Below are 23,756 nucleotides of genomic sequence, written 5' to 3' on the forward strand. Positions count from 1 at the left end.
CGATAGCTGGGGCTATACTGTTTTTAACTATGACTGTAATGGGTCAAGCAAGTGTTGCAGTTACTCGTATCCCCAGCTAACCTGGTGCTACGGAAAACTGGAGACCATCTCAAGGCTATAACGCAGGAGATGGTTTTTTTGGCACCGTAGAAGTAGACACAAGACTATGGAGCAACCCTCTCCCAGTAGGTGGCTCAAAATTATTTAACATTACACTTGCTTTGTCACCACGTAAAGAAAAATCAAGCCTGCTATCGTTGTTTTTGCTGTGGGTCAGTACCCAGTTTCTTCTCAACCCGTTGCAACTTCACATTCTTGTAGGTAGTTTACAGAATTAACGATCGCCATGCCTCAGTTTCAAACGAATGGACTTGAACTGTTCTACCAGATTCAAGGTACGGGGGAGCCTTTGCTCCTCATTTCCGGCTTTTTGTGCGACCATACCTACTGGTCACTGCTCATGCCATCCCTCACCAAACAATATCAAGTTATTCGATTGGATAATCGAGGTATGGGACGCAGTTCTACTTCTCAGTGCGCCTATAGCATAAAACACATGGCAACTGATGCTGCTGCGTTAATTGAACATCTTGGGCTCGACAAAGTACACGTAGCAGGTCATTCTATGGGCGGTCAAATTGCCCAAGAACTAGCTTTGGCACAACCAGAAAAGGTGTGTAGTTTGTTACTCCTCTCATCTTTAGCAAAAGGTGACGATCGCTTTAATGCCATTATCGAGACATGGGGAGATCTGGCTCGAATTTTAGATTTAGAACTTTATGAAAAAGTCATTTTGCCTTGGATATTTACAAATACGTTCTACTCTACCCCAGGAGCAATAGAAACAATTATTCAAATGGTACTCAATTATCCTTTTCCGCCCGTACCCCAAGAATTGTATTATCAAAGCCGAGCTATTACAAGCAGCGACATTCGCTTTCGCCTCAGTCATATTCATTGTCCTACTCTAGTTCTAGTCAGTAGACAGGATGTTCTAACTCCGGTAAAGTTTTCCGAGGAACTCTTGCAAGGCATTCCCAATGCCGAACTCGTTGTTCTTGATTCTGGAGGTCATGGTTTTATCATTGAGTCTCCAGAAACTGTAGCTCAATCCATGTGCAATTTTCTTGCAAAGGTATCTTAATCCGCCTTTCTGTCTGAAGGAAGCTCAAATGAATTTTTTTATTGTGTACGCTCACCCCGAACCTAAAAGTTTTAATGGTGCATTAACTAGCCATGCGAAAAAAGCCTTAGAAGACGCAGGACATAAGGCTATCGTTTCCGATTTATACGCTATGCAATTCAATCCAGTGTCCGATCGCCGTAATTTTACTTCTAAAACAAACCCTGACTATTACAAACAGCAAGCAGAAGAATTGCACGCAACAGAAGTGGATGGCTTTGCAGCGGACATCAAAGCAGAAATGGAAAAACTCGATTGGTGCGACGTGCTTATCTTTCAGTTTCCTTTATGGTGGTTTGGACTCCCTGCTATTTTAAAAGGTTGGGTTGATAAAGTTTTTGCATTGGGTAAAATTTATGGCAATGGCAAGTGGTATGACAATGGTGCGTTTAAAGGTAAAAAAGCCATGCTATCTCTTACAACTGGTGGTCCTTTAACGATGTACACCGAAATTGGTATTAATGGCGATATTCACACCATTCTTTATCCCATCAACCATGGAATTCTTCGCTTTGTAGGTTTTGATGTTTTACCACCTTTCATTGTTTGGGGTGCAAGTCGTCTCAGTGATGAACGCCGCCAAGTTTATTTGGAACAGTATCAAAATCGGTTGTTGACCATAGATCGAGTTCCTCCTATTGTCTATCCTTCTCTTGATGATTTTGATGAGAATTTTCAACTAAAAATGTCAGAAGTTAGTATTGATGAATAGCTAATGGCTAATGGCTAATGGCTAATGGCTAATGGCTGATGCCTGATGGTGGGGCTATCCTTATAAGGGGGTTTCTTAATTTAGGGAACTAAAATCTAAAAATATGAGCGGTAAATTTTTTGTTTTTGAAGGTGTGGAGGGTTGTGGTAAAACCAGCCAGATACAGCGCATTCAAGAGTGGCTGCAAAGCCTCAACATTTCTCCAATTGTGACTCGCGAACCGGGAGGAACGGAGTTAGGTTTGCACTTGCGTCAATTATTATTAGAAGCAGGATCTACTTCAATTACAGATAGGACGGAGTTACTTTTGTATGCAGCCGATCGCTCTCAACATATTGACCAAATTATTAAACCAGCCCTAGCAGAAGGAAAAGTGGTTTTGTGCGATCGCTACACTGACTCTACTATTGCTTATCAAGGTTGGGGACGTGGAATCAGTCTTGAAATGATAGAACAACTCAACCTTTTAGCAACTGGTGGACTGCAAAGTGATTTGACAATCTTACTTGATATTGACCCAGAAATTTCTTTCAGTCGAATCCTTGCCAAACGAAAATTAGACCGTATGGAACAAGCAGATTTAGCTTTTCACCATCGCGTTCGTCAGGGTTTCTTGTCACTAGCTGAAAAATTTCCAGACAGAATTGTTACGCTTGATGCCAATCAAGATATTGATAAAGTGACTGCGGATATTCAACGGTTACTGATAAGTCACACTTAAGATTGAGTTTGGTAGTTGGGGAATGGGGAATTGTTCACCCATTCTCTATATCGTTAGTCTTCAGTCACCTCATACACAAATCTTTTTGATTGACAAGTTATTTGCTATACATAAAATAAAAATAAAAAATTTCTTTATAAACTCTGTAGAACCATCCTAAATTCTCTTGTCTTGGCGATCTTAGCTTCTTGTCCCTAATAATTTTTACAACTTAAATTGGACTGTTATATATTATTCATAGAATATTTTCGATGCCTTGTTGTATCTTCGATCTTTAACACCGAGAATAACTAATATGGATCTAAATCAAATTAGCAGGGTTGCACTTCAACTATTAACTGAATTTGGACTCAAGCTGTTGGGTGCGATCGCGCTGTGGTTTGTTGGTCAGAAGTTAATCGATTTTGCACTCAAGCTGTTAAAGCGCGGTTTTAGAAGCCAGCACGTCGATCCGACAATTGTTAGCTATCTTGTCAATATTATTTCCGTAACGCTAAGAATTGTTCTAGTCGTTGCGCTTCTTGGTTTCTTTGGAATTGAGACAACTTCATTTGCAGCATTGTTAGCAGCCGCAGGTATTGCCATTGGTGCGGCTTGGGGTGGATTATTAGCAAACTTTGCAGCAGGTGCATTCTTAATTATCTTTAGACCTTTTAAAGTTGGTGACTTTATCTGCGCTGGAGGTGTTACGGGTACTGTGACAGAGATTGGATTGTTCACAACCTCAATCAACACTCCCGACAACGTACAAACAATTGTCGCCAACAATAAAATCTTCTCCGATAATATACAAAACTTTTCTGCGAATCCCTACCGTCGTGTTGACTTAGTTGCTCAACTCCATCACACTGTCAACCATAACGAAGCTATCGAGTTATTAAAGGGAAGAGTGAGCCAAATTCCCAACGTTCTTAGCAATCCAGCACCAGATGTAGAGATTTTAGAGTTCAATTTAGCCGGTCCCGTTCTAGCAGTGCGCCCCTACTGCAATAACGAGCATTACTGGCAAGTGTATTTTCAAACAAACAAAGTCATTCATGAAGCTTTTGGAGAGGCTGGTTACCCAATTCCCGAGCATCACTACACGGTAAGTCAGCTGTCTAACAATGGTGCTGATAACGCTTACATTCAACCACCAGTTGCTTATCAGTAAACTACAACGCCAAATATTTCACTGTTTTCTCTGGACTCACAATTAACGTGAAGTCCAGAGTTTTTATATTGCTAGCACAAATTAGTTTAACTACCAACAGGATGCTTGAAACGTCGCAAGCGTTCTGAGTAGCTTCTCATAACTTGCAATGCAAAAATAGGGGTTTCTTGAACGGCAAATAGAAAACTGGATCGATTGATAAATGCAAGCTCGCAGTCGGTTTTGGCAATAGCAGTGGAAGCTCTTGTATGTTCTGGAGTCACTAAGGCTCCTTCTCCAAAAACATCTCCTTCTTGTATGGTCTCAACCGATTTGCCATCAACATATAACTCTACCTCTCCGCTTACAATACCATACATATATTCCCCATACTCGCCTTCAGTAAAAATAACTTGACCTGCTGAGTAGGTCTTAAGTTCTGATTGTTTTTGAAAAATTCTAACGGTTTCTACTGGTTGAACCATAATTAATAAACCCTGTTTATTGTTTGTTCAGCCTAACAACTTACCCAGTTACTTATTATCACAAATCATGGACCCATTTTCACAGCTTATAGGACAACCACAAGCAGTCGAATTGCTAACACAAGCTGCAGTCAAACAAAGAATTGCTCCAGCATACCTGTTTGTGGGACCGGATGGAGTCGGAAAGAGTTTAGCGGCAAAGTGTTTTGTCGAGTTGCTCTTTAATGCACATCAAAACCGCATACGTCAAGGAAACCACCCCGATCTACTTTGGGTAGAACCAACTTATCAGCATCAGGGTCAACGTCTGACATCAAAAGAAGCCCAAGAGAAGGGGCTGAAGCGCAAAGCACCACCCGCGATTCGGCTCGAACAAATCAGGCAAATTATTGAATTTCTCAGTCGTCCGCCCTTGGAAGCATCTAGAAAGATTGTTGTGTTAGAGCAAGCAGAAACAATGGCTGAAGCAGCCGCTAACGCTCTACTAAAAACTTTAGAAGAACCGGGACGAGCAACGCTGATTTTAATTGCACCAACACCAGAATCTGTCTTGCCTACGATTGTATCTCGCTGTCAGCGCATTCCTTTTTACCGACTTAGTAACGGGGCTATGGCTGAGGTTTTGACAAAAACAGGACACAAAGATATTTTGCAATATCCTGCCGTCTTTAGCGTTGCATCTGGTAGTCCGGGAGATGCGATCGCATCCTATCAGCAATTGCAAGCTATTCCTGAGGAAATTTTGCAAGCCGTTACAAAATTTCCCTCATCTTATCGTGAAGCTTTGGAATTAGCCAAACAAATTGATAAGAATTTAGACACGGAAGCCCAATTATGGTTAGTGGATTATCTACAACAGTTTTACTGGGAACAATGGCGTCAACCTAGCATTATTCAACAGTTAGAACAAGCCCGCAAATCCTTGCTCAGTTATGCCCAACCGCGTCTTGTTTGGGAATGCATGTTTTTGTCACTTTGCAACAGTTATTAACTCTGACCGATGACCGATAATCATTTCCTCTTCTTGAACGGCTCGGAATACCAACTTTTTCAAAAGTCAGGGCTCTTTGTTTTTCATACATGATGTTAGAACTGTCATAGAAATAATATTTTTTATAAGTAGAAAAATATAGATGTTCTCATTAAATTTTTGGCGCGATTTCAGGCGATCGGTAAACAGATAAAATCTTTATCTTGCTGAATTTTAGCTGCATATTTTATGCTTCTAAATTTTCTTGCTTGAGAGGAAAGAACAAATACAATTGATGATATAACTAAAAAAGTATTAACAAAAATCATGTGACCTAGTTTACCTCTGTTTCTAAGAAAATATAAAGAATTTATACATTTCAAAAATCACATGGTCCCGCTTCTTTGTACCACTGGTACTAGTTTTGGGTATTGGAGAGTAAATTTGGTGTAAATTCTGTACGTTACTGTTGTACGCTAGCGTTCATGAAATTTCAGTTATATTAATTCATCAATTCCAAGTTGACATCAATATTTCCGTGCCAAAGAGATGTCTGAGAACAATGAGTAGCATAAATCACTGATAAAAGGTTATCTGTTGCTACTCTATTTGAATTAAATAACAAAATTGAGTGCATCATATTTGACTCGAATATGTAATGGCACTGTATTTGATGCGGACATACCGATGTAACTCATAGTGTTCCTAATGGCTAAAACAGTTCAAACACCAATCTACAATAGGCTTTTATCGGTACTGCCCGATGAAGTTTATCGAAAATTACTTCCTCACCTCGAAACTGTTCCTCTTAGCTTTAAGCAAGTTCTGTTTCAACCCGGACGATCTATAGACTACGTGTACTTCCCAATTCATGGTGTTGTTTCTTTACTGACAACAATGGCAGATGGGACTCAAGCTGAAGTGGGTTTAGTCGGCTACGAAGGGATGGTGGGTATTTCTCTAGCCTTGGGAATCCCAACGACACCTCTGAGGGGAGTTGTACAGATTCCAGGTGAGGCTGTGCGAATGCGTACAGATATTTTTACAGCAGCAGTGCGGGAGAAACCGCTATTGCAAGAGATTCTCCTGCGGTACACGCACGTGTTAATTGTACAAATTTCACAATCTGTTGCTTGTAACAGTTTACACACGGTCGAACAGCGGATGTGTCGTTGGCTGCTCATGATTCACGATCGCATGAGAAGGGATCGGTTTCCACTCACTCAAGAAACGTTTTCCCAAATATTAGGTGTACGCCGTGCCAGTGTCGGAGCAGTTGCAAGAAAACTACGTGCGTTGGGGCTGATTGATTACGATCGCGGTGAGATAACAATTTTAAATCGGCTTGAGTTAGAAACAATTGCCTGTGAGTGTTTCGACATTTCCAGGGCAGAGTTAGAGCGATGGATTAGGGGAAATTAGGAGAAGGTCGAGTAAATATGCCAAATTTTCTTCAATTGATAGTGATGCAGTTTATCCCCCACGGACAATGTTTTCTTTGGATAACAAATTTAGTGTGGCTGCATGCAATATCTGATTCTTTAATTGCACTTGCTTACTACTCTATTTCTATTACCCTGATTTATTTTGCTGAGAAGCGGCAAGATTTACCCTTCCACTGGGTGTTTTATCTGTTTAGTGCGTTCATTGTCTCTTGTGCAACATCACATCTTGTAGAAGTGTGGACGCTATGGCACCCAACGTACTGGCTGTCAGGTTTTGTCAAAGTCATAACAGCGGTTATTTCACTCGTGACAGGTGTATTGCTCCTGCAAGCAATGCCTCAAGCTATTGCTCTTCCCAACTTGACACAACTTATCAAAGCCAACCAAGAATTAGAACACGAAATTGCAGAACGTCAAAGAGTAGAAGAAGCGCTGCGAGAAAGTAATGAACGCTTTCGCAGCGCTTTTGATTACGCTGCCATTGGAATGGCATTAACGGCAACAGACGGTCGGTGGCTACAGGTGAATCGAGCTTTATGTGAAATTACTGGGTATTCAAAAGAAGATCTTTTGTCCACGACTTTCCAAGCTATTACCCATCCTGACGATTTAGACCTCAGTCTCAACTACAGCAATCAACTCTTAAATGGTGAAGTTCGCCATTACACCCTCGAGAAGCGGTACATCCACAAGCGGGGAAATGTGGTATGGGTTTTTTTAAGTGCCTCACTCGTGCGAGATATCTATGGTGTGCCGTTATATTTTATAGTTCAAGCTTTAGATATTACCGAGCGCAAATTAGTTGAAGAGACTTTAAAACAGCAGGCTTGTATTTTTGAAAATATTTCTGATGGCATTATTATTACCGATTTATCTGGTAATATTATTGACTGCAATGGGGCAGCAGAAAGAATGTTTGGTTATGCTAGGGTGCGATCGCTGGGAACAACACAAGAGGTTCTCCACAAGTCAGAAAATTCTGCTGTTGTAACAGAAAAAATCATAGAACGGACTTTAGATACGGGTCGCTGGGCTGGTGAAATGAATTTTACACGTAAAGATGGTACTGAAGGGATATGCGAAAAAGTGGTTGTACCGCTTTACAACGAACAAGGTCAGCCTACAGCAACAATTGAAGTTAATCGGGATATTACAGAACGCAAGCAAACAGAAGCAGCCCTCAAGCAAGCTAACGAACAGCTGTCTTCCTGGGTGAAAGAACTAGAAACTCGCAACAATGAAATTGCTTTACTCAGTCAAATGAGCGACTTTCTACAAGCGTGTATGAAAAATGAGGAAGCATATAAAGTGATTGCTCATTTTGTTCAATGCTTGTTTCCTGATATGTCGGGAGGAGTTTTTATTATCAGCCCCTCAAAATATTTAGTAGAAGCCGTAACGACTTGGGGAAACTCAACATTATCTAGTAAAAAATTGTTTACACCTGAAGAATGTTGGGGACTGCGGCGGGGACGCACTCATTTTGTAGAATCTAAATGCAGTGGTTTGCAGTGTACCCATATGAGTGAGGATTGGTGCGGTGAATCGCTATGTGTCCCTATGATGGCCCAAGGAGAAGCTTTAGGAATGTTATATTTAACATCGCAACAAGAGGGGCAATTTACAAAATCAAAACAACAGTTAGCCTCTAGAGTTTCCGAACATATTGCACTTGCTCTTGCAAATTTAAAGTTACGCGAAGCACTGCAACAGCAAAGTACTCGCGATCCCCTAACGGGTTTGTTCAACCGACGCTACCTTGATGAATTTTTAGAAAGAGAAATATACCGAGCAGAACGCAAGCAGTACTCGGTAGGTATCATTATGATTGATGTCGATCATTTCAAAGGCTTCAACGACGTTTACGGTCATGAAGCAGGCGATACTGTTTTGCGAGAACTCGGTATATTCCTCAAACAACAAATTCGGCAAGCTGATATTGCTTGTCGTTATGGTGGTGAGGAGTTTTTGATTATATTACCAGAAACAACCTTAGAAACTTGTTTTGAACGTGCCGAACAAATACGGGAAGGTGTTAAACATTTGGACCTACAATACCGTCACCAGTCACTTAGCAGAATTTCTCTGTCACTGGGGGTCTCGCTTTTTCCAATGCATGGTTTGACGCCAGGAGCAGTTATTCAAGCTGCTGATAGTGCTCTATATTGTGCCAAACAGTCGGGACGAGATCGGGTTGTTACTGCGTTCCGTACAGAAGATGAAAGCAGTAAATTCAGATTGCTCGGCGAACAGCGATCGGTAACTAGTGACCAGTGACGAATTCAGAAAACATTTAGAACTGTGCTCCCTTATCTAGTATCTTCTCATGCTATTTCCAATCTCAATAATTAAGATAGCATTAAGAATCAGTACGCGTACAATTGCTATAACATTAGATACAAGGGAGCCGAGTTTTTATTGCACTACTCAACAGTCGAAATGAAGTATGCAGATAGAACTGCATAAGCAGCAAAAAAAGTGACAACAGCAAGCATATGAAGATCCTCCTTATTAGGATAGTCATAGAATCATTTTTATACTTTCAGTATATAACTTTTTTAAGCACAAGATATCTTCTCAACAGACGATTCTACGCATTAAAACTTAGTTACAAAAGATGATTTATTTGCTATCCAAAGAAGTATGTAAAGTAATATTACTTATAACGAAGGAAATAGGTTGTAGTATCAGCTTCGCCTAAGTAATTACGATAAGAATGACGCGGCGATGGGGATTGTCAAGCAAGCAGTTAATTTCTACTTTTTAAAGTAGGGGTTTGAGTGATGGATAAAATTATTTTTTGAGAGAAATTAATTCAGAGACGAGTGTTTGTAACTTCCCGCAACACAACCACCTGCTACCAAAAAAGCGATTGCACCCCCAACAACTCCGCTCGCAGGAACAATCTCTTGCGGTTTTGGAAACACTAGCCCAAACAAACTCCCTGTCAAACCAAAGCCTGCGAAATACATCCCAACTCCCAATCCTCCCCATTTAGGAGGTACTAACCCTAAAGCAAAGGGAATTGCACCGTTGACAATTACGCTAAATGCACAGACTCCAAGTAGTACAAAAGGCATCTGCGCTCCTGCAAATAACAGTACTATCATCAGAAAAACGAGCGCACCAATACCACCTAGCATTGCCTTGCGATTGCCTATCTTTACAGCTAATGCTCCTGCAGGTAGCGCAGCAAAAGCTAAAGCAAGGTTGATGATAAACATCATGCCATCAACATTCTGAGTATTCAGTTGAACTTTTAACAGCTTCCCCAAAGCATCCATAAAGAGTCGAGAACCCCACGCCACACCAACACCCGTACCCAAAATCAAAGCTAGCGCCCGTGGCAATTCCCCTGGTGTTGCCCATGTTTGGGCTTTATCAACGGGGGTCTCTACTGGATTAAAAAATCTTAATATTGCAGCTGCGGCTAGCAACACAAACGAACCGACAGCAAATGTGAAGACAGGTCCTAAACCTAAAATAAACGAAGTGGCAATAGGTCGGAAAGCACCAATGATTCCTCCTACCAAAATCAGCACACTTCCCGCTAACGGTAACTCCTCGGGTCTGGCATATCTTCCCAAAAGTGCGATACGCGAAGCGTAACGGCTAAAGCCGAATCGCCGGACTGCGAAATACCGTCATTGCCATAGCCCAAGCGATCGCCATTAAAGGCAAAAGAGTACGCGTGATATCAGAAACTGGAAAAAACACTGTCAAAGTTGGAATTGCAATAAAAAATGCTGATGAGAGAATCACCCCAACAGAAATGAAGGGAAAACTTCTTCCTATTTGATACTTGGCTTTATCAGAAAGCGCACCAAACAGTGGTTCCATCACCACTGCTAAGGCATTCTCCACTATCAGCACCCATACTGCCAAAGATTCAGGAAAACCAAATCCAGCCAACAGTCGCGGTAAGTACAAAGCATAAATCAGCCAACTCAGCGTAATAGCTCCCTGTACTCCTGCCAAACTGCAAACTTGCAACCATAAAATATGGGGTATGGTTCCCGTATTTTTTTCCATGTTCTCAATCCAAAAGCTCGTGCATGGGACCCAAAGAGTTCTTGGTGTCCCATGCGATAGAATGCGGTTCTGTGGATTTTAATAACTTGGTATGGATGGGTCGATTTCCTTACTCCAAGCAAGAATACCACCCTTGACATTTGTCCCCTCAATTCCCGCTTCTTTAAGGATATTTAAGGCTTTTGTAGAACGCATACCCGACTTACAATGGGCAATCAATCGATGACCGTTCACCAATTCCCGTACCTGAGTGACTCCTTCACCGTTTTCAATCTCTGGTAACGGTATTAAAACAGAACCGGGAATTTTGGCTATTTCGTACTCGTGAGGATTGCGGACATCTAGCAACACAAAATCTTTTGCACCGCCATCTAGCAATTCCTTCAATTCTTGCACTGTCATTTCTGGAATTTCCATCTGCTGTTTCTCCTCTTGTGCTTTGGCTTGTGGGATACCGCAGAATTGCTCGTAGTCTATGAGTTTTTCTATCACCGGGCGAATTGGGTTGGGGCGCAACTTCAATTCCCGGAACTTCATGTCTAAGGCATTGTACAGCAACAATCGTCCACTTAAAGTAGTTCCGTTACCGAGAATAATTTTGACAGTTTCCGTAGCTTGGATAACACCAATTATCCCTGGCAAAATTCCCAGTACCCCCCCTTCTGCACAAGAAGGAACCATTCCTGGTGGTGGTGGTTCTGGATAAAGGTCGCGGTAGTTCGGTCCACCCTCATAGTTAAATACTGTAGCCTGTCCTTCAAAGCGGAAAATAGAACCGTAAACGTTGGGCTTATCTAACAATACACAAGCATCATTGACCAGATACCGTGTTGGGAAGTTATCAGTACCGTCTACCACAATATCGTAGGGTCTGATGATATCAAGAGCATTTTCCGAAGTCAGGCGAGTTTCGTATAAATCCACCTGACAGTTGGGATTGATCTCGTGAATCCGATCTTTTGCTGACTCAATCTTGGGTTTGCCAACCCAAGAGGTACCATGAATGACTTGGCGTTGCAGATTGGAGGTATCCACAACATCGAAATCAACTATACCGATGCGTCCGATCCCTGCGGCTGCTAAATACAATAGCAGTGGCGAACCCAAGCCGCCAGTACCGATACACAACACACTAGCAGCTTTCAAGCGTTTTTGTCCTTCCAGCCCCACTTCAGGCAAAATGAGGTGACGGGAGTACCTTTCGTATTCTTCTCTTGTTAGCTGGATGTTATCCAGATTGGGATTAAGCATAACAGTTAGATGAGGAAGCGCGGACTTATTATCCTATCGAAAATTGTGTGACATTGGGGAGTGGTGCGTGAAGACTGGTGCATAAATCATTACAATTATTCTTTTTTATAACTCCCCACGTCCATTGCTTCTGCTTGAAATTGATGATTGTCGTCCAAGATCCAACTTTTTATGCCAGCAACTTTGCCATCCATGACAGAGACAATAAGATATGAGTATTCTTGCCAAGCTAGCTGACGGTCAAATTCGGAGGGATTGGCAGGATTGTTGATGTGGGAGTGATAAATACCTATTATGCTGAGGTTGCGATCGCGTGCATCTTTTTGCACTTGCAGCATGACTTGGGGTGCGATGGTGTATCTTCGTTGTTTGGTTGCTGTACTGTCTTCAAAGGGGTCTGATGTTTCTGACCAAGCATTTTCTGTTGGTATGACTTCTAGCGCTATTTTGTTGCTGTCAGTGAGGGAACCTAACAGTAGACCGCAGCACTCTTCTGGATAAGTGGTTTCGGCGTGGGAGTAGATGGTTTGTAGGTGTTCTGGGTTGAGATGGATCATTGTGTTAATGGCTAATAGCTAATAGCTAATGGTAAGAAAGCAATTAGCTATTAGCCATTAGCCATTAGCAAATAGATACTCTACCAGTATTAATATCGTAACAAGCACCTACAACTTGCAGTTTTCCTTTCTGGATAAGGTTAGCCAAAATCGTCGATTGACTCTGTAGTTTCTCTGCCTGATATTTGATATTGGCTGCGATCGCATTCTCCCCAACATCGCCCTCAGTCAGTCTAGCTCTTGCGATCGCCGGTCGGATTTCCCGGACAATATAGTTAATTCTACCAGGTGCTGGTTTCTCTTGAAGTGCTGCCATGACAGCACCGCATTTTTTATGACCCAAAACGACTATAAGTTGAGAACCCAAAACGGATGTGGCATATTCTAAACTTCCTATAGCCATATCGCTGGCGACATTCCCAGCAACACGCACGACAAACAGATTTCCCAGTCCTTGGTCAAAGATAATTTCTGTGGGTACCCTAGAATCTGCACAGCCTAATACGGCTGCAAAAGGATACTGACCTTTTGCTAGAGATTGAACGTGTTTTAGCGATTGATCGGGATATTTACGCTTTTGATCTACAAATCGTTGGTTCCCCTCCAGCAATCGCTTTAAAGCTTCTGTCGCTGTGACTGGATGGGGATTTACTGGATTTGTCTGTGCACCCTCTGCTTGTAGTATGGAAGTTGTTCTTTGATACCAAAGTAAGCCACCAGCTGTAGCAAAGCTAGCTGCACCTAGCAGAAAATTACGACGCCCTACAAATCCATTTATTCGACTCATCAATCTTTCTCGGTAAATGAATCCAACCCACAACAGCTTGGTTGTTGGCTGGAACATACCAAAATCTCTAAGGGTGCGAGAGTTAGTCTCTAACGGTTTAAGGAATTGTTAATGGTTGATGGGATTTTTAGCATCTAACAACTAATAACTAACAAATTTTAATGCCCCCTCCCAGCCCCCAAATACAATTCGCCTACCTTGGGATCGTTAAGTAATGCCAAACCGGGACCGGACATTGCATCGCGTCCAGACTCCAGTACGTAACCGCGATGTGCCATTTCCAACGCTTTACGGGCATTTTGTTCTACCAGTACAATTGCCGTACCGCTTTGGTTGATTTGTTTAATCTGCTCGAACACTTGTGTAACAAGTATGGGAGATAATGCAGCAGATGGTTCATCTAGTAGTAATAAACTAGGTTCTAACATCAATGCTTTACCCATTGCTAACATTTGACGTTCGCCACCTGAGAGAGTACCAGCTCGTTGCTGACGGCGATCGCTTAACTTGGGAAACATTGCAAATATTTTATCTTTAAGCGGTTTTAGGGGAACGTTACGGACAAAAGCTCCCATTTCTAAGTTTTCTTCCACGCTCAGGGAAGGAAAAACATTGGCAATTTGTGGGATGTAGCACATTCCCCGTTGAACGATTTGGTTTGACTTTAACCCAACGATATTTTCACCTTTGAAAGTAATTGTCCCAGTATGGGGAGTCAAAAGCCCAAAGATAGTTTTGGCTAACGTAGATTTACCCGCACCGTTGGGACCGATAACCGTAACCAGTTCTCCAGGGTCTACTCGGAAATTGACACCTTGTAGGATATCAACATCTTTGATGTAACCAGCGTGGACGTTTTGAGCTTCGAGTATGGGAGATGAACTTAGTGAATTTGACATAATTTTTTTACAATATAAGTAAAATATCTTTCATTTAACTATAGTTTGTTCGTTTGTTGAAAGGCATAAAGACGAAAACACCTTCCATGTCAGTGATGGAAGGGTCTTTCTAAGAGAACATATATGTTAGGCAATTCTTGTATTTGAAAGTTTTTAAGTCACCTTGTTTTTCTTCCCTTGGCGAATAGCAAAGCACAGACCAAGCAATGAGAAAGCAGCTATACCAGAGGGTTCCGGTACTTGAACTGACTTATCTGATAAAGCAATTTGACCGTTAACGACTTCTCCGTTATCGCCGACTTCTCCAATGTAAAGATATAACGGGCTGCTGTTGGTAGAAATAGCGCTCTTCAGATTAAACGATATTTTGCCACCATCACCCAAGCTGACAAATCCAAAAGCTGTTGAAGGATTTGCGGAGTCAATGACAAGAGCAGATGTAGAGTTGGCGTCAAAACTTTGCAATGTAGCTACTGAGTTATTTATGTTACCATTGGCTGCTCCAAATAAATCGGCTCCCACAACGGCATCTTCTGAAGTAACGGGAGAACGTTGTGTTCCAGGAGCGAATACAACTCCACCCGGAGCAAAATTGAATACGTCCAAGCCTGATAGGGTATTAATATTAGCTGCATCATTGATGAGAACGTTACTAATCTTGATAGCATCTAAATCAAAGCCGCTAAATCTTCCAGTCGTACCGCCTTGTTGGTTATTACTATCAGCGATCGTGATAGATTTGATATCAGAGGGAAGATTGGATATTTCCGCGTAATAAACAGCAGTTCCTTTAGGATTGCCACCAGTCAAACCGGGTAGTTTAATAAATCCATCAAGATTAAATGTGGCGGCTGTAGCACTCGAAGCAGACATCAGACCAATCGCCGTGGCAACAAAACCTATATTGAAGAAGCTTTTGTTAAGAAATACATGAAAAATTTTTAGCATAGTTTTTTATAAGTAGGAGTCCCACGGTAATTAATACAGTGGATGTACCTACTTTTCAGGCAAGATAATTATGTGCTGTTACATTTTTATCAAACTTTTACAAACGTACTGTTAAGCTTTTATGAAAGAAATATAAGAGTCTGTAATTTTACGATAAAAACAGGCAAGTTTTCTTGTGTGCCTGTTTTTTCAAAGAATTTAACCGTAGAAATACTTAAGAAGGAGTTTTTTGCAGATCTGGTCGTTCTTCTGGAACGATCGCCCCTTCTACAGGGCAAACTTGAATGCAGATGCCACAATCGATACAAGTAGCATAGTCAATCCAGTACCAATCTGTTCCCTTGACATTCTTACCAGGACCGTCGTGAATGCAGGCTACCGGACAAGCATCCACGCAATCTGCGACGCCTTCACAAACGTCAGTAACAATAGTGTGCGGCATAGTTCCCCTCTTTATTGGATTAAAATTGCTGTATCTCATTCAGTATATCGAGGTAGAAGTTGCTCGGCATGCCGAACAACTCAGTAAGTGGCGCTTACCGATCCCAGACGATGGAGAGACCCAACAGCTTTATATGCATGCTGTTGGCTAATTAATGAAGCAATATCAAGTTCGGAAATCGTTTCCGATTCAAAATTCTCCGTGTCTCCCTCTATGTGCGTCATTCTTGTGAAAAATTAAGCGAGCCAAAACCACCGAAGATAAGACTCGTAGCGCGTGCGGAGAGTCTTATCTGTTAAAAGGTACTAAGGTTACACAACAGGTTCGATTGTTGTAGAACCGTCAGCTTTAATCCAAGCAATCTGGGCAATATTGCGATCGCTTGCATATTCTCGGATTTCATCTGTATTCCGTCCTCCCAAATCGATTTCCACGCGAACTAAGTGCGTGGAATCTCGGAGTTTTTTAGCATAGGTGAAAGCCGCAGTATATGCACTCTTATCTTCTGGTACTACCAACCAATTAATCGGTGGCGCTGTTTGCGGTAATTGACCGCCAGATAGGAGAACTTGTTGCAAATCTTCTAGGAGTAATGCAAAACCAATTCCAGGTATATTTTCTCCTTGCGGATGATACAGCTCTAAAAGATGGTCGTAACGACCGCCTCGCCCCACAACCCTTGCTTGTCCATCTGTATCGCTAACTACCTCAAATACAATACCCGTGTAATAGTCTAATGTTTGTATTAGGCTCAAGTCGAGGATGATTTCCATCCCTATACCATGAGATGAATGAGTGCCGATTTTTTCTGATTCATATAGTAATTCTACTAATGCTTTCAGATTGTTGACTGCCGCTTGTAAAGGCTCGTCTAAACCCAAACTGCTGACTTTTTGCAAGACATCAGCCGGATTACCGCGCAAATCCAGCATGATTCTGGCGCGTTCTTTAAGTTCGTCAGTTAGGGGTAAGGAGTCAATTGTAATGCGGTCTAGGTGAGCGATCGCACTCCGCACTTTTCCTTGTAAATGTGGGGGAAAAGCCTTGATGAGCGATCGAGTAATTTCAGCCTCGCCTAAAACCAAGTACCAACGTTGTAAACCCAGAGCTTGCAAACAATTTGCTAGCAACAGCAAAATATCTGCATCTGCAAGCAATCCCCCACTTCCAAGTAATTCCACGCCAGCTTGATAAAATTCCTGTTGGCGGTTGTGCTTCAACTCTCGCGTGCGTTGGAAAACATTAGCATTGTAGTACAGGCGCTGCGGATAGGTTACGCCACCCATACGCGTTACAGCCGTGCGAGCAATAGATGCTGTCAGTTCCGGACGCAGCCCCAAATCTTCATCTTCGGCATTTTGCAGTTGAATCACCGTTGAGCGTTGAATTGCTCCTCCCGCCATGAGCGTATCCATACGTTCTAGCGTTGAGGTAATAATTTGGTGATACCCCCAACGGTGAAAAACTTGTTGTAGCCTCTCTTCAATCCAGCGTTTTTGAGCCACATCGAGGGGTAATAAATCCCTAGCTCCCGCAGGCGGTTGATACACCATTATTTCTTCTTCCCACCAAACAAACCACCAAACAAACCGCCGCCCCCAGATTTATCTGGTTGTTTAGCCCCATTAGGAGACGGTGCTACAGGCTTCGTTCCATTGGGTTTTTGACCAGTCATCTGTTCAATTTTGCGTTTCCCATCTGACGCTGTTTGGTCGTTAGGGTCTAATTGCAGGGCGCGGTCAAAATGAACCTTTGCCATCGTGATTTGATTTTGCTTCAAATACACTAACCCGATCAAGCTATGACAGCGACTGTTAGTAGGCTCTAGCTTGAGGGCATCTTGTAATTCTACCCTAGCTTGTGTCAGTTGATTCTTTGCCATCAATTCTTGAGCGCGACGGATATAATGAGTGGCTGCTGAATCTTCTTTCGGTGCTGAAGGTGGAGGAGGTGGGGGTACAGGTGTGTTGTTTGTTGGGGAAGGTGTTTGGGTTTTGGATAGAGGACTTGGCTGTGGTGCAGCAAATGTTTTACCAGATGTCCGCATTAAGTAAACCAAGTTTAACTCGCTCACTAATCCTATGAGCTGTTGTACTTTCTGCAAAGAATCATACTGAGTTTCAGCAATTTTAGCGATCGCATTTCTATAAATTTGTTCAAAATTAGGTGTACTCGCAAGCTGTTTTGCTAAATCGGTTGTGAGTTCCACAGAAGCCGATTCTTGAACCAAACGCTTACCCATTTGCGACATGACTAAAAGGTACTCTGCTCTATTTTTATCTTGAGAGAGTTTTTCATAGGATGGATTGACCAGCTTAGACAACAATTCACCAGCTAGTTGCTTTTCTGCGCTGTTTTGTGCATCACAGCTATCAGGGTGAAGGCGGCGAGCAATTTTGAGGTAACGTTTGCGAATATCTTTGATATCCGCATCAACACACACACAAAGAATTGCGTGATGGTCGATGAAATCATACCTAAAAAGTCCGCGTTCTATCTTGAATGACATAAATATAACAGGTGTTGCACTAATAGAGTTTATAGGATTTCTCTAGTTTACTTTGCTTCTGAGAAATGGCTATAAAATTAACAAGCTTATTGCTTCCACGTAGAGAGCGATGGCACTTGTATAAGTTCTTGACTCAAACTCTCGTGAATATAACTATTAGTGGCAAGAATCCTTCCTGAAACTAGATCTAAGGGGCTACCATCATATGCGGTTACCTTTCCCCCAGCTTCTCTTAATAAAATCACACCAGCAGCAATATCCCAGGGAGAAATCCCTCGTTCCCAGTAGCCATCTATACGCCCACAAGCAACGTGAGCCAAATCTAGAGATGCGGAACCACTGCGCCGAACTCCTTGGGTAAGATGGGTCAGATAACAAAATTCTGCGTAGTTATTGTCAGAAGTTTCACGACGGTCGTAAGCAAATCCCGTAACTAGCAAACTCTTACTTAATTCAGATGTATTTGAAACTTGAATTGGGCGGCGATTGCGCGTAGCACCCAAACCTTGCGCCGCACGAAAAAGTTCATCATGGAAAGGATCGTAAATCACACCAACTTGTGGGACACCATGAATTAACAGCCCAATAGAAACAGCAAAAAAGGGGTATTGGTGGGCAAAGTTGGTAGTCCCATCTAAAGGATCGATCGCCCAAAGAAATTCATTATCTTGATCGCCCAGTTTGCCAGATTCCTCAGCTAAGATGGAATGTTCTGGAAAATGACGCCGCACTATATCTAAAATGACAACCTCTGAAGCTTTATCAGCAGCGGTCACTAAATCTCCAGGTCGCCCTTTTTCAACAACAGCATCTTCTAGCTTCCCTAAATAACTTTCCAAAACCGCACCCGCAGCAAGGGCTGCTTCTGTGGCTATCTCTAAGAAGGTTTGCAATCGATCCGATGTCATCCCTGGCATAATTGCTAATTGTTAATTGCTAATAGCTAATAGTAAAAGGCAATGAGCCATTAGCGATTAGCTATTAGCTATTATCATCAACGATACTGACGCCGAAATTCACCAGGAGTGAGACGCATGGGTTTTTGCGGGTTCCAAATACCTTCCCCCATCAGTCTCGCCCATTGTTGAGCGCGTTCCAATCGGCGGTCGTATTTATTGTTGGGCGATCGCGGTGCAAACAGTCCGTGTCCTTGTTTCACTAACTGTTCGTTCAACAAAACCCCATCTTTCCAAACATAAGCCAAAGTTCTGCCAAAAGAGTCTTTCACGTCCGCGTCAAATTCCAGCGTGACAGATTGTTCGCCCCCAATCAGCGCTTCTAGGCTTTGTTTTGCAGCGTCACCCCAAGGACGTTGCTGCAAATCTGGTGCATCGATATTTAGCAACCGTACTTGTGTAATTATGCTAGGTTGTTCGCCTATACCTACCACTTCTATAGTTTGCCCGCTCACAACCTGTGCTACCTTAACCACTATTCGGTTCGGATCTTCCATCTTTTTTTGTGGTTGACAAGCTACCAGTAGCAATACACACAGTAAAGTTGTCATTCTAAATACCTGTGCGCCTTTGCGCTTTTTCGCGAGGCTAATTTTACTCTTCATCTAATGGTAAGCCCTTGCGAACTCTCCCTTTAGCAAAATAACGCCCAAACTGTAGTTCGTAAACTTCATCTTCGTCTTGTGTCTCTACCTCTAAATTGGAACGAGCATAGCTCACACATAACAGAGCATAACCTTTCTTTCTTAATTCTGGGGACAGCCCAACTGCCTCAGGTTGGTAAATTTCTCCCGACAGCACCCTAACAGCACAGGTGGTACAAGCCCCATTTCGACAAGAAAACGGCAGTTCTACGCCTTGTTTTTCAGCACTATGCAGGATGTAGCGGTCATCAGGAACTTGCAGCGTGTGAAAAATGCCTTTAGCGCGATCGCGAACTCTAACAGTGTAAGTCTGGGACATCTGAGTTTTTGATTTGAGATTTTGAATTATTTTAGAGGAAACCTATTGCTTTTTCCTAGGCTTGGTTGTACTATCGTAAATTGTGACAACTTGGAGAGGTGGCCGAGCGGTTCAAGGCGCAGCACTGGAAATGCTGTTTGGGGCAACTCAACGTGGGTTCGAATCCCACCCTCTCCGTTCCTATAATACATGGGTTTCAGAGATTTTAGATTCTTCTGTAGCGATTGAAGTAACGGCAATTGGTCGAAGTCTTTTTGCAAAATGTCAAAATAGAGTTGGTGCCGTTAATATATGCTTTCCCAGCAAGCTATGAATATTTCACTTTTAGATGATGCTGTAGAAGAAAAACTAGTAACCCTGAGAGATGTTTCTTGGGAGCAATTCAAAGGGATTGAGGCACAGCTAAAAGATAACCGCAGTGTCCGACTGTCTTATTTATTGGAAACTTTAGAAATTATGTCTCCTGTGGGACCAAAGCATGAGCGTGTCAAAAGCACTTTTGGCTTGCTGCTAGAAACTTACATGAAAGTGTTGGGCATCCGATTTTACAAAAGCGGTGGGTTCACCATAGAAGAACCTGGCTATGCTTCTGGAACACCTGATGAATCGTACTGCATTGATACTGATAAAGAAATTCCCGATATTGTAATTGAGATTATAATTACCAGTGGCACTATTAACAGAAAAGAATTATATAAACCTAAGAAAATTCCTGAAGTGTGGTTTTGGAAATCTGACACCATAAGAATATTCCGTTTAAATGAAAAAGGCGAATATGAAGAAGTTAACCGTAGTAGTTTCTTCCCAAATTTAGAGCTAAATGTGTTACTGAAATATATTTCCATGCCCGACCAGTACGATGCTGTGCTAGAATTCGAGCAGTTTCTCAGACAACAACTTCCTTGAAAAATGGAGTTAGCTAATAATTCTTGAATTTGCACAGCCTAGAGTCAACTTAACTCTTGTGGCACTAGCATCCTTGGTCGTTCATCTGTGCAAATTAAAAGTGCAACCAATGAATTACTATACTTAATATCTTAAACTGCGATAATTTTCGCGGCTGAGATAATGCTCTACTGTACCAACTGGTTCGTACATGACTGAATATGCACAAAGATCTTGAAACCCATCGGCTAAACTCCTCTTGAAGGGCGACCAATAATCTCTAGTTCCTTTTTTTGGGTCTGGATTTTTTGCCAACCAAGCATTTCCTGGTTGTCGTACTTTTTTATCAAAATCTAGTGGTTCGGGTGGAAAGTCAAACGGTATCATCTCTGTTATACCCCTGATAACCCAGAATTTCTTTTTTCTGATGTGACTATCCAACGCGCCCAAAATGGATCGTGTCCGGGTATAACTCACACTTTTTGAGAAGTTATCCAAAGACCAATTCCCTTGCCATTTCTGCTCGGAAAAATCAAAGTAGCTCTCAAAGTCTATTTCATGAAAAAGTAGTCTCCAATTTCGTGTATCAATTTTGGAGATAATTTTTGGTAATTCCTTTGTATGTCTACGTGGATAAGCAGGCTGCTCTACCCAATTTCCAGTCAGTACCCACCAAGCAACATCAAGTAAAAAACTTTTACCTAAACCGTTATCACCCGTAAATATATTGAGTCGAGCGGCGAATTCAACATCAAAACGGTCGGTTGGGCCAACTTGCTGGAGGTGAAGTTCTTTTAACATTTAACTATCCCCTTTGCTGTAGAGCGACAGATTGTTTGACCGTAACGACAAATGACAAGTCAAGTTCTTTGTGCTTGTAAACTTGACTGTCGGGGAGTCTGAGTTTTAGTGTTTCTAACCTGAAGTTGTAGAAATTGCTCAAACAGCCAATGCAGAAAGATTTTGATGGGTGACAAACACTCTGTGGCTCTGGTCAAATAATTGGTTGCTCTACATCAGTAGAGCAATCCTAAATCATTCATGAAAATGCCTATTCCCTCCCTTGTACTTGTGGTTGACGCGCCACCATTTGTTCGTAAACAAAACGAGACATTTTTGGAAAAATTTGCCAGTCTTTAGCATACATGGCGTCGTCAGCACCGATCGCTAAAACATAAACAGTTTTCCCATCCGGTGTTGCAACCAATGCTGCTTCTTGGCGGGTACCAGTCGTCCAACCTGCTTTAGAATAAAAATTAACGCCTGTATCTGCTAAAGCTTGACCCAAAAAACCAACAATTGGGTTAAAACCTTGCTGTTGGTTTTTCCAAACCTCTGGATTCAAATCTCTTTTTAACCAACCACACATTTTCTGGCTAAATTCTGGTGAAATAGCTTGCTGAAGATAACACGTTTCATAAATAAGTCTTGCCGAATGAAACGTTGTGATTTCATTGCGAAAAGGATCTTTCGGATCTTCAGGATTTTTTCTTATACGGACTTCACTTCCCTTTGGTCCTAATAATTTAAGAGAAGCAATAGGATACGTCTTGTGAGTTAGATTAATACCCTCGTAGCCTGCTTGCTCAAAAAAGTGAGTGACTTGTTCGCGTTTCTTGCGCCATGTTTCAAATTCTTCATCATCTTGGCTGCGTTCAAATTCCGTATCGCTTATTTTATCAACAATAAAACTAGCCGCTTCGTTATCAGACTCCTGAATCATTCTAGCTATATACGGATAAAAACCTGCTTCATCTGACCAAACACCGCGAGCTATTTGCGCGTAGAGAAACACCATCCAAAACATCTTTGCTACACTAGCAGGATATTTTAATGTTTCTTGCTGGTAACCAGCGATCTCACCAGTTTTGGCATCTATTAAAGTAATTGATAAAGATTGTGTCGGAAAACCTCGATCTGCTGCCAAATTAACAATATTGTTAACAATTGTTTGTAACTCCTGACTCTGTTTAAATTCAGGAGGGGTTCGGAGATTATAAGCAACTTCTATATTTTCATGCCCTGGTTGACGGGAGGGAATAGGTCGTGACTCTGTTGCAGACCAGTTAGGAGATGGCGGCGGGACAAAAGATGGAGAAGTGGGCTGTGCGGTGGGCTGTGGGGTTGCTTGTTGTGCGGGTTGCTCTTGCACGGGTTTATGTATTAAAGCATATAACCCTCCCACTAAGGTATACAACCCAAAACCCATGATGGCCAATCCAGTTGCAATGACTGTCAAAGCCACCAATCTTAGAATCAAAAGATTTTTGCGAGAACCTTTGTATCGGCGTCTTCTTCGTCTGTAGCCGGGTTGTGTCCCTTGTGGATATGGTTGCTGTGGATACGGAGCTTCAAGAACTGCAGCTCGTCGGCTCCTTTGTCCCCCTTGTCTGGAGGCGAAATTGTTGCCCTGTGAATACGGAACTTCAAGCACCGCAGATCTGCTGCTTAACTCCCCTTGCCTGTAGCTTGGAGTTCTAGGGTCTGGCTGTGATACTCTTCTTCTCAAAGGCGCAGACGGATACCCTTGTCTGTTTTGAGAGTGTGCTGTCTGTGTGTTTGATTGAAAGTTGCTCTGACGTCTGGGGTCAGTTGTTCTACGCTTACGCCTGACTTCTACAGGTGGAGTGGCAACCTGTTGGTTGCGTCTATCCCATTTCGTTTTTGTTTGCTGACTCACTAGCTACACCTTGAATTGTGTGATTTATAAAGGGTCAGGGGTTAGTAGGAGCGCAAGGCATTGCGCCCGTACAGGGGTTAGAGGAAAACAGCGATGACAGATAGTGTGATGGATATTACCAGAATTTAGCGAAGATAACACACTTTCTTGTAAAAATTAGTCATATGTTAAAATAACTCGGCAAACTTTTGATGCTGTC

25 protein-coding genes and 1 tRNA gene are annotated in these 23,756 nt (G+C 42.2%); 9 read left to right on the plus strand and 17 right to left on the minus strand.

What is annotated here, in order from left to right; translation table 11 throughout:
- Positions 1-346: 346 nt before the first annotated feature.
- The 4 genes from AB0756_RS25915 to AB0756_RS25930 all read left to right on the plus strand — a co-directional run bounded on the left by AB0756_RS25915 (position 347) and on the right by AB0756_RS25930 (position 3,769).
- Positions 347-1,144, plus strand: coding sequence for an alpha/beta fold hydrolase (locus AB0756_RS25915; RefSeq protein WP_038108404.1), 798 nt, complete (start codon positions 347-349; stop codon positions 1,142-1,144).
- Positions 1,145-1,172: 28 nt separating this feature from the next.
- Complete coding sequence (locus tag AB0756_RS25920) at positions 1,173-1,895, plus strand: NAD(P)H-dependent oxidoreductase (protein WP_050046646.1); 723 nt, start codon at positions 1,173-1,175, stop codon at positions 1,893-1,895.
- 103 nt (positions 1,896-1,998) lie between these two features.
- The gene (gene tmk / locus AB0756_RS25925; RefSeq protein ID WP_038085083.1) at positions 1,999-2,616 is read left to right on the plus strand and encodes a dTMP kinase; all 618 of its coding nucleotides are present in this window, start codon (positions 1,999-2,001) and stop codon (positions 2,614-2,616) included.
- Positions 2,617-2,911: 295 nt separating this feature from the next.
- Positions 2,912-3,769: a mechanosensitive ion channel family protein gene (locus AB0756_RS25930; RefSeq protein WP_038085085.1), complete on the plus strand. Its 858-nt coding sequence runs from the start codon at positions 2,912-2,914 to the stop codon at positions 3,767-3,769.
- An 86-nt stretch (positions 3,770-3,855) separates the two neighbouring features.
- Here the strand turns inward: AB0756_RS25930 and AB0756_RS25935 are convergent, their stop codons facing one another.
- On the minus strand, positions 3,856-4,233 hold the full coding sequence (locus AB0756_RS25935) for a Crp/Fnr family transcriptional regulator (RefSeq protein ID WP_038085088.1): 378 nt from the start codon (positions 4,231-4,233) through the stop codon (positions 3,856-3,858).
- Positions 4,234-4,300: 67 nt separating this feature from the next.
- On the opposite strand from AB0756_RS25935, the gene AB0756_RS25940 reads away from it, so the two are divergent.
- The 3 genes from AB0756_RS25940 to AB0756_RS25950 all read left to right on the plus strand — a co-directional run bounded on the left by AB0756_RS25940 (position 4,301) and on the right by AB0756_RS25950 (position 8,925).
- Positions 4,301-5,224: a DNA polymerase III subunit delta' gene (locus AB0756_RS25940; protein ID WP_038085090.1), complete on the plus strand. Its 924-nt coding sequence runs from the start codon at positions 4,301-4,303 to the stop codon at positions 5,222-5,224.
- Positions 5,225-5,911: 687 nt separating this feature from the next.
- Positions 5,912-6,625 (plus strand): Crp/Fnr family transcriptional regulator, encoded by a 714-nt coding sequence (locus tag AB0756_RS25945; RefSeq protein ID WP_038085092.1) that lies wholly within the window; start codon positions 5,912-5,914, stop codon positions 6,623-6,625.
- Between the two features lie 17 nt (positions 6,626-6,642).
- The gene (locus AB0756_RS25950; protein WP_237265975.1) at positions 6,643-8,925 is read left to right on the plus strand and encodes a diguanylate cyclase; all 2,283 of its coding nucleotides are present in this window, start codon (positions 6,643-6,645) and stop codon (positions 8,923-8,925) included.
- 533 nt (positions 8,926-9,458) lie between these two features.
- On the opposite strand, the gene AB0756_RS25955 is transcribed toward AB0756_RS25950, so the two are convergent.
- From AB0756_RS25955 to AB0756_RS26020, 14 genes are all read right to left on the minus strand, one after another.
- Positions 9,459-10,235 carry a hypothetical protein gene (locus AB0756_RS25955; RefSeq protein ID WP_336604392.1) on the minus strand — a complete coding sequence of 259 codons (777 nt, stop codon included), beginning with the start codon at positions 10,233-10,235 and terminating at the stop codon, positions 9,459-9,461.
- Positions 10,236-10,260: 25 nt separating this feature from the next.
- Entirely contained in the window at positions 10,261-10,680 is a 420-nt protein-coding gene (locus AB0756_RS25960; protein WP_336604393.1) for an MFS transporter, read from the minus strand.
- 78 nt (positions 10,681-10,758) lie between these two features.
- Positions 10,759-11,931 carry a molybdopterin-synthase adenylyltransferase MoeB gene (gene moeB / locus AB0756_RS25965; protein WP_038085982.1) on the minus strand — a complete coding sequence of 391 codons (1,173 nt, stop codon included), beginning with the start codon at positions 11,929-11,931 and terminating at the stop codon, positions 10,759-10,761.
- Between the two features lie 95 nt (positions 11,932-12,026).
- On the minus strand, positions 12,027-12,488 hold the full coding sequence (locus AB0756_RS25970) for a Mov34/MPN/PAD-1 family protein (RefSeq protein WP_038085980.1): 462 nt from the start codon (positions 12,486-12,488) through the stop codon (positions 12,027-12,029).
- Between the two features lie 64 nt (positions 12,489-12,552).
- Positions 12,553-13,275, minus strand: coding sequence for a carbonic anhydrase (locus AB0756_RS25975; RefSeq protein WP_038086005.1), 723 nt, complete (start codon positions 13,273-13,275; stop codon positions 12,553-12,555).
- 158 nt (positions 13,276-13,433) lie between these two features.
- Entirely contained in the window at positions 13,434-14,174 is a 741-nt protein-coding gene (locus AB0756_RS25980) for an ABC transporter ATP-binding protein (protein WP_038085978.1), read from the minus strand.
- Between the two features lie 153 nt (positions 14,175-14,327).
- Positions 14,328-15,122 (minus strand): hypothetical protein, encoded by a 795-nt coding sequence (locus tag AB0756_RS25985; protein WP_050046644.1) that lies wholly within the window; start codon positions 15,120-15,122, stop codon positions 14,328-14,330.
- Between the two features lie 214 nt (positions 15,123-15,336).
- Complete coding sequence (locus AB0756_RS25990) at positions 15,337-15,564, minus strand: indolepyruvate ferredoxin oxidoreductase subunit alpha (RefSeq protein WP_050046643.1); 228 nt, start codon at positions 15,562-15,564, stop codon at positions 15,337-15,339.
- Between the two features lie 80 nt (positions 15,565-15,644).
- Positions 15,645-15,788 carry a hypothetical protein gene (locus AB0756_RS25995; protein ID WP_153021429.1) on the minus strand — a complete coding sequence of 48 codons (144 nt, stop codon included), beginning with the start codon at positions 15,786-15,788 and terminating at the stop codon, positions 15,645-15,647.
- A gap of 87 nt (positions 15,789-15,875) precedes the next feature.
- A complete protein-coding gene (locus AB0756_RS26000; protein WP_038085976.1) occupies positions 15,876-17,117 on the minus strand; it encodes an ATP phosphoribosyltransferase regulatory subunit in 1,242 nt (413 codons plus the stop codon).
- The gene (locus tag AB0756_RS26005; protein ID WP_038085974.1) at positions 17,117-18,073 is read right to left on the minus strand and encodes a J domain-containing protein; all 957 of its coding nucleotides are present in this window, start codon (positions 18,071-18,073) and stop codon (positions 17,117-17,119) included. Before AB0756_RS26005 ends, AB0756_RS26000 begins: the two co-directional genes overlap by 1 nt.
- A gap of 86 nt (positions 18,074-18,159) precedes the next feature.
- Entirely contained in the window at positions 18,160-18,981 is an 822-nt protein-coding gene (locus tag AB0756_RS26010; RefSeq protein ID WP_038086003.1) for an inositol monophosphatase family protein, read from the minus strand.
- A gap of 86 nt (positions 18,982-19,067) precedes the next feature.
- Positions 19,068-19,580 (minus strand): thermonuclease family protein, encoded by a 513-nt coding sequence (locus tag AB0756_RS26015; protein WP_038085973.1) that lies wholly within the window; start codon positions 19,578-19,580, stop codon positions 19,068-19,070.
- Between the two features lie 43 nt (positions 19,581-19,623).
- A complete protein-coding gene (locus AB0756_RS26020) occupies positions 19,624-19,992 on the minus strand; it encodes a 2Fe-2S iron-sulfur cluster-binding protein (RefSeq protein ID WP_038085970.1) in 369 nt (122 codons plus the stop codon).
- Between the two features lie 92 nt (positions 19,993-20,084).
- Between AB0756_RS26020 and AB0756_RS26025 the strand changes: the two genes are divergently transcribed.
- Positions 20,085-20,169 (plus strand) — tRNA-Ser (locus AB0756_RS26025).
- A gap of 132 nt (positions 20,170-20,301) precedes the next feature.
- Positions 20,302-20,898, plus strand: a complete 597-nt coding sequence (locus AB0756_RS26030; RefSeq protein WP_038086000.1) for a Uma2 family endonuclease — start codon at positions 20,302-20,304, stop codon at positions 20,896-20,898.
- Between the two features lie 123 nt (positions 20,899-21,021).
- Here the strand turns inward: AB0756_RS26030 and AB0756_RS26035 are convergent, their stop codons facing one another.
- Together AB0756_RS26035 and AB0756_RS26040 are read right to left on the minus strand one after the other, a co-directional pair.
- Positions 21,022-21,678 (minus strand): AAA family ATPase, encoded by a 657-nt coding sequence (locus AB0756_RS26035; protein WP_237265976.1) that lies wholly within the window; start codon positions 21,676-21,678, stop codon positions 21,022-21,024.
- 250 nt (positions 21,679-21,928) lie between these two features.
- Positions 21,929-23,557 carry a serine hydrolase gene (locus AB0756_RS26040; RefSeq protein WP_050046641.1) on the minus strand — a complete coding sequence of 543 codons (1,629 nt, stop codon included), beginning with the start codon at positions 23,555-23,557 and terminating at the stop codon, positions 21,929-21,931.
- Positions 23,558-23,756: the final 199 nt, after the last annotated feature.

The sequence above is a fragment of the Tolypothrix campylonemoides VB511288_2 genome (genome assembly GCF_045999855.1).
GTDB classification, from domain to species: Bacteria; Cyanobacteriota; Cyanobacteriia; order Cyanobacteriales; family Nostocaceae; genus Scytonema; species Scytonema bouteillei_A.

What these genes read in the sequence shown, in the direction of transcription:
- AB0756_RS25915 (WP_038108404.1), top strand. Translation starts at nt 347, where the DNA reads ATGCCTCAGTTTCAAACGAATGGACTTGAACTGTTCTACCAGATTCAA.
- AB0756_RS25920 (WP_050046646.1), top strand. Translation starts at nt 1,173, where the DNA reads ATGAATTTTTTTATTGTGTACGCTCACCCCGAACCTAAAAGTTTTAAT.
- tmk (WP_038085083.1), top strand. Translation starts at nt 1,999, where the DNA reads ATGAGCGGTAAATTTTTTGTTTTTGAAGGTGTGGAGGGTTGTGGTAAA.
- AB0756_RS25930 (WP_038085085.1), top strand. Translation starts at nt 2,912, where the DNA reads ATGGATCTAAATCAAATTAGCAGGGTTGCACTTCAACTATTAACTGAA.
- AB0756_RS25935 (WP_038085088.1), bottom strand. Translation starts at nt 4,233, where the DNA reads ATGGTTCAACCAGTAGAAACCGTTAGAATTTTTCAAAAACAATCAGAA.
- AB0756_RS25940 (WP_038085090.1), top strand. Translation starts at nt 4,301, where the DNA reads ATGGACCCATTTTCACAGCTTATAGGACAACCACAAGCAGTCGAATTG.
- AB0756_RS25945 (WP_038085092.1), top strand. Translation starts at nt 5,912, where the DNA reads ATGGCTAAAACAGTTCAAACACCAATCTACAATAGGCTTTTATCGGTA.
- AB0756_RS25950 (WP_237265975.1), top strand. Translation starts at nt 6,643, where the DNA reads ATGCCAAATTTTCTTCAATTGATAGTGATGCAGTTTATCCCCCACGGA.
- AB0756_RS25960 (WP_336604393.1), bottom strand. Translation starts at nt 10,680, where the DNA reads ATGGAAAAAAATACGGGAACCATACCCCATATTTTATGGTTGCAAGTT.
- moeB (WP_038085982.1), bottom strand. Translation starts at nt 11,931, where the DNA reads ATGCTTAATCCCAATCTGGATAACATCCAGCTAACAAGAGAAGAATAC.
- AB0756_RS25970 (WP_038085980.1), bottom strand. Translation starts at nt 12,488, where the DNA reads ATGATCCATCTCAACCCAGAACACCTACAAACCATCTACTCCCACGCC.
- AB0756_RS25975 (WP_038086005.1), bottom strand. Translation starts at nt 13,275, where the DNA reads ATGAGTCGAATAAATGGATTTGTAGGGCGTCGTAATTTTCTGCTAGGT.
- AB0756_RS25980 (WP_038085978.1), bottom strand. Translation starts at nt 14,174, where the DNA reads ATGTCAAATTCACTAAGTTCATCTCCCATACTCGAAGCTCAAAACGTC.
- AB0756_RS25985 (WP_050046644.1), bottom strand. Translation starts at nt 15,122, where the DNA reads ATGCTAAAAATTTTTCATGTATTTCTTAACAAAAGCTTCTTCAATATA.
- AB0756_RS25990 (WP_050046643.1), bottom strand. Translation starts at nt 15,564, where the DNA reads ATGCCGCACACTATTGTTACTGACGTTTGTGAAGGCGTCGCAGATTGC.
- AB0756_RS25995 (WP_153021429.1), bottom strand. Translation starts at nt 15,788, where the DNA reads ATGACGCACATAGAGGGAGACACGGAGAATTTTGAATCGGAAACGATT.
- AB0756_RS26000 (WP_038085976.1), bottom strand. Translation starts at nt 17,117, where the DNA reads ATGGTGTATCAACCGCCTGCGGGAGCTAGGGATTTATTACCCCTCGAT.
- AB0756_RS26005 (WP_038085974.1), bottom strand. Translation starts at nt 18,073, where the DNA reads ATGTCATTCAAGATAGAACGCGGACTTTTTAGGTATGATTTCATCGAC.
- AB0756_RS26010 (WP_038086003.1), bottom strand. Translation starts at nt 18,981, where the DNA reads ATGACATCGGATCGATTGCAAACCTTCTTAGAGATAGCCACAGAAGCA.
- AB0756_RS26015 (WP_038085973.1), bottom strand. Translation starts at nt 19,580, where the DNA reads ATGACAACTTTACTGTGTGTATTGCTACTGGTAGCTTGTCAACCACAA.
- AB0756_RS26020 (WP_038085970.1), bottom strand. Translation starts at nt 19,992, where the DNA reads ATGTCCCAGACTTACACTGTTAGAGTTCGCGATCGCGCTAAAGGCATT.
- AB0756_RS26030 (WP_038086000.1), top strand. Translation starts at nt 20,302, where the DNA reads ATGAATATTTCACTTTTAGATGATGCTGTAGAAGAAAAACTAGTAACC.
- AB0756_RS26035 (WP_237265976.1), bottom strand. Translation starts at nt 21,678, where the DNA reads ATGTTAAAAGAACTTCACCTCCAGCAAGTTGGCCCAACCGACCGTTTT.